This window comes from Psychrobacter sp. AOP7-B1-24 (assembly GCF_052376215.1).
Lineage (GTDB): Bacteria > Pseudomonadota > Gammaproteobacteria > Pseudomonadales > Moraxellaceae > Psychrobacter.
Map to the genome: position 1 here is coordinate 1 of NZ_JBQSVL010000118.1, position 5,261 is coordinate 5,261.

Here is a 5,261-nt window from a genome sequence, read left to right on the forward strand (position 1 = left end):
CTTCGGCTCACCTTTTTTGTGTTTGCAATAGTTTAAACTTTCTTAGTACAGTCAAGCGCGTGCACCTAGTATACGCTACATAACCACAAAGTCATCTACCGTCAGCGCTTGATTCACTGTCGCAAATTGAACCTCTGAGAAATCAGTGCCAGATCCATCTGCATCAAAGTATAAATCATCGCCTTTTTGGATAATTCGAGTATTGCTATCAACCTCTTCATCATCTGTGACCAACCAATTGTTTTCTAGCTTATCGAGACTGACATCGCCAAAGACCACTTCGCTTAACGCAACTTTATCACCTTCATCTGAGCTAAAATCTACGATAGTATCTATATTATCGGCGCTCAGCTCACTATCAAATGAGAAAGTATCTGCATCATCACCACCGGTTAGTACATCCCGACCTAAGCCACCATTAATAACCTCACTACCCAAGCCGCCTTTTAGATCATCATCTCTATCTGTGCCCATCACTACATTGTCATACAACTCATTGTCCTGACCTCTGTCATCAATATCGGCACGTCCAACTTCGTTACCCGTCGTAACCACCGTATTACCGCTCACGGTATTTCCACTCGTTTCATTGTTGAAGATAATACTCGCCAAAACTCGGCCATCATCACTTAATGCCGTATCAACACCATCAATAAAATTATCAAAAAACTGACTGTCGCTCACGCCATTGATACGAACATCAAAACCATTGCCAATAATCTGATTACCCTCTACCAATACATTATTGATTTCATGATCGACCCCAGAAGCGCGTTCTGATATGACGAGTCCATACTCTTCATTATTCAAAGACTGTGAGCTGATAATGTTGACATTGGTAACTAGATCACCGTCGTTTGGCTCTATATTGATACCTGCTGCTGGGGTGGAGCCGTTGGTATTCTTGAATACAGAATTGATAATATCGATACCATCGCCATCGACGATAGTGATGCCTTGACGAGTGTTGTTGTCAGAAACGATATTATAAAGAGTAATATCTTCGCTCGCTCCTTGGCTCTCGCCAATGTAGACACCATCACCGCGAAAGTCTTGTATATTAACGTTTTCGATTGTGACATTTTGAGAGCCTAATATACCAATGCCTACGCCCCAATTATCACCTGTACCGGAGTGCTCATAACGATCACCGATGATAGTGCCACCTATCACATTTACGTTTTCTACGTCTCTAATAAACAATACGTAGTGCGTCGCTTCATCACTAGGAATCGCCTCGAGTACCGTATCATCCTCCATCTTTAGAGTGACATTACTCTGTAGCCACAATCTATCTGTGGTATCAATCAAGTAGTTACCTTCAGGGATATAAACAGTGCCACCACCACTCTCAGAGACAGCGTTAATCGCTTTTTGGATAGCAGCAGTATCATCTGTACTGCCATCTCCTTTGGCACCATATTCACTATCCGTTACGTCTACCACTAGTAAACTGGCAGGCTCAGGGGTATAAATACTGACATCACTATCACTTACGATGGTTTTATTGATACCGTCATTGCTCGTATATGATGCTTCTACCGTTATGGTCTTACTGGCTTCTTGGCTAGTCAGGGCATAAGTGTTTTGCGTCGCATTATCAATCGGTTGTCCGTCTGCAAACCATTGATACGTCACATCAGCATCCAGTACGCCATCGGCATCTTGAATACTGCTGCTTAACATACCCGTGTCGTTGCCACTGATAGTGATGCTAGCAGTACTTGTAGCTTCATTGGTCTCAGGAAGTACCACCTCAAGTTCAGGTTCAGGTTCAGGTTCAGGTTCAGGTTCAGGTTCAGGTTCAGGTTCAGGTTCAGGCTCTGGTTCAGGCTCTGGTTCAGGCTCTGGTTCAGGCTCTGGTTCAGGCTCTGGTTCAGGCTCTGGTTCAGGCTCTGGTTCAGGCTCTGGTTCAGGCTCAACTTCTGGGTCGCTAGTTGATGAACTCGAAGAGTCATCTGAAGAACTATTCAATGCTGCAGCGCCACCAGTCACACCTAACGCTCCTAAACCAGTGAGAAACCATGGATTATGACTAGTAGCATTGCTGTCTGTCTCTGCAGCCTCTAGGTCAGATAACTCAAAAGTTGATAGGTTTTCAGTGACATACCCATCCGTAGCGGCACTGTAATTGTTGACTGAATAATTATAATACTGACCATCCGTTTCTAAGCCAGTTAAACTAATAGCATCTTGGTCCTTTGAGTAGTAACCCTTTAATATAAAAGAAACCTCACCCTGATCCATAACCAATAGGTTGTTATCTTCACGTGAAAACTTGACCTGTTTAGGTGCAAAACCTGAATCATCAGCAATGATGAACCGAGATCCAGCGCTCACGTCTATGACCTGCTCATGACCAGCTTTTACACTGATTGACTGCTGGCTTTCTGGCGTGATTACTCTCAAAGTTTGCAAGTTCATAAGATGCCTTTTATATGACTAAAGTCAATGCCCACGTAAAATTTATGTAGCGCAACCAACTGCGTGTATGACGGAAAATACGCATGCATGTATCATCAGTATCCCATGACTTTGGTTTCTATACCAGTGCATATCATCAGTACGACCTAATGAAACGCACCAGATTTACTCTGTTGTTATGTGTAAAAACTATATTATGCTGCCATATCAGGTATAAAAACGCTTATTATCACAATAGAAGCCAAAAAATAGCCAGCATTATAGACGAGTTAACTCGATATTTTGTACTTTGTCTCTTTATCGCTAATACTCGTTTATTTGACATTATTGTACTCTGAGCCTATTAGCTATTTCCATGAAGTTAAACTATTAATATAAAATGAAACAGTACAGATTGTTTTTTTAACACAAATCCCAAACACAAAAAAGGTGAGCCGAAGCCCACCTTTTCATTTAAAAAACCGCTATCTAAAACTATAAGCAACGACTAGCAGTTTGAATAGCGACTAGCGCAACCAAGCACGCGCGTTATTATCCATCGCATGCACATTGATGAGTCTCAAGAAGGCTTTGATGTCATGGAAAGCGGGCAATGCGACAAGGTGATTTTGAGCTGGGATTGATTTTGACGATTCAGCATTTAAGGAGTCGTGGTTAGGATTTACATTGTCACGATTTATAAAACGGTACTGATTTCAGTGCCGTTTTTTTGGATATTGAAAAGTGATGAGAGAGGTAAAGGATGAGTAATTCTGAGAAAGTCGATCTAAAGACTACAGAGGTACCTAGAAAAAAGTGCGCAGGTGCGTAAGTTGATTGCGCAGAGTTAAGCTAGAAAAAAATAAATCAGATTATTAGTTCTACTTCTAATTAAGAAATAAGAATATTTATTACAGGTCAATTATCCTAAAAATGTAGATAACTCAATTATCTATTCGAGTTATTTTAATATAAACCCAAACCAGCAAAATAAACAGATTAATAATAGATATTTTTTCTATCCTATCAGATGCCGATCTTAATAGTTTGTTGAGGCGTCAATGGATTTAGTATACCTCTATAATTTCGTACTACTTCATTATACAAATCATTTAATTTTTCACACCTGATTGTTATCACACAGACGAATTCAATTGGCTGTTTCTCTCTTTCATCTTGCCCTTGATTTCTATGGTGACTAGTCAAGTCAAAAACGGGGTTTAAGAGCGAAGTAGCTCTAAGTTTTTTTTCGTCTTTTCTCACACATTCCCATTTAGCGCCTTGAGACTTCATAGTATGCTCACTAATTTGAGAAGCTCTATCTTGAGGAAAGAAGGTTTTAGTTTTCGGATGTTCACTACCATCATTAATATTCTCTTGATTCGGTCTAAAAGCTACTTCAAATCCATTTTTAGTATAGGCAGCGGCATACTCTGGATCAATGCCTGTCCTAGATACTATAGTGCTTTTGATTGTTACGTTTCCTTCAAAACTTATATTATCAATTGGTAGAGGTAAACGTGTAAAGGAGCCAACAGCTAGTTCATCCTGATAAATCACTGTTACTTCGTAGTCATCACATGTAATAGCATAATTTAACTCATCATGGCATTTACCCCAACCAACATCTTCATGAGTAAAACCCTTCATATCAGCCTGATGAATTAGAATTGCCCTCAATGCCATATTCGTTACATTAGAACCGAAATTGCCTTTGATATATGCGGCACTTCTCATAACCAGTGGTGCAGCAAAGCTCGTACCTTGTTGCATGTTTATCATTAAATTACCATTATGTAATTCTAAAACTCTGAAGAAATTTTCTTCACTACCTCCAAAAGCTAATACATCAGGTTTAACTATCCCTGGATTTCTACCAGGGCCCATAGCACTATAGGAAGCTCTTTCCCAGTCATTATTGGTTGAGTTTGCAGCTCCCACGCTCAGCACATTTACGCCATCAGATGGTACTTGTACTCTATTCATTCCTCCCAATTCCGAAGAGTTCCCATTATTTCCAGCAGCAACCGTTATTAAAACGTCTTTTTCAGCAGCGTAACTATCAAGTTTTGCTGTCCAGTAAGTAACTTCATGGTCATCTACTGAACAATCTGGACCTAAACTAATATTTACTAAATCAGGAGTTTCTCTTTCCATATACTCGACCATACTATCAACTACATCATATAGTTCTATATCATCAATTGTAACAGGGTTAAAATGCTTTTCACCAAGAACACGTACATGTGTGACATTTGATATTGGTCGTAATGCTGTAATATCATCAATATGACCAAACAAGTAAGCGCTTGTGACTGCTAATCCATGCTGAGTCAGTTCATTAGTAGCAGCCCCAATTCCTTCAATTTCTTCATAGTTGATGTAAGAAGGTAGCTCCAAGCCTTGAGGTAAACCTCCATCAAAAATCAATGCTTTAAAATTTTCAAATATAACGCTGTTAGGTAGGCTGGCTAATTGATCTTGCAGGTTCCTTGTCAATAAAGGCCGAAAAGGTCTTAAATCTGGCATTTTTCTAAAGACTCGCAAAAAACTAAATTTACCAATAGCATCTATATTTTTTTTGTCTGTAACAATCGGTACGAAACCTAACTGACCGACAGTTCTTACTTTCCCTACTTCAAAATTTATACTTTTATCCAACGTTGATAAGTATCTAAAAAAACCATCCAGTATATTTTCTGAAGTCCCATTATGAATGACGCACTCCATCAAGACTTCAATCTTATCTTCAAATTCTTCAATATCGCCTTGGAATTTTTCTTCACTCGAATCAATATCAAACCTTTCAAAATAACAAATAGTTTTATTTAATTCATCTTCTGGTAGTTTATCGATTG

2 protein-coding genes are annotated in these 5,261 nt (G+C 39.3%); both read right to left on the reverse strand.

Features of this window, described 5'->3' with window-relative positions:
* Positions 1 to 75: 75 nt before the first annotated feature.
* Complete coding sequence (locus tag ACT3QP_RS14010; RefSeq protein ID WP_444525928.1) at positions 76 to 2,424, reverse strand: glycosyl hydrolase family 28-related protein; 2,349 nt, start codon at positions 2,422 to 2,424, stop codon at positions 76 to 78.
* 1,005 nt (positions 2,425 to 3,429) lie between these two features.
* The coding region (locus tag ACT3QP_RS14015) for a S8 family serine peptidase (protein WP_444525929.1) at positions 3,430 to 5,261 on the reverse strand (1,832 nt) is incomplete at its 5' end.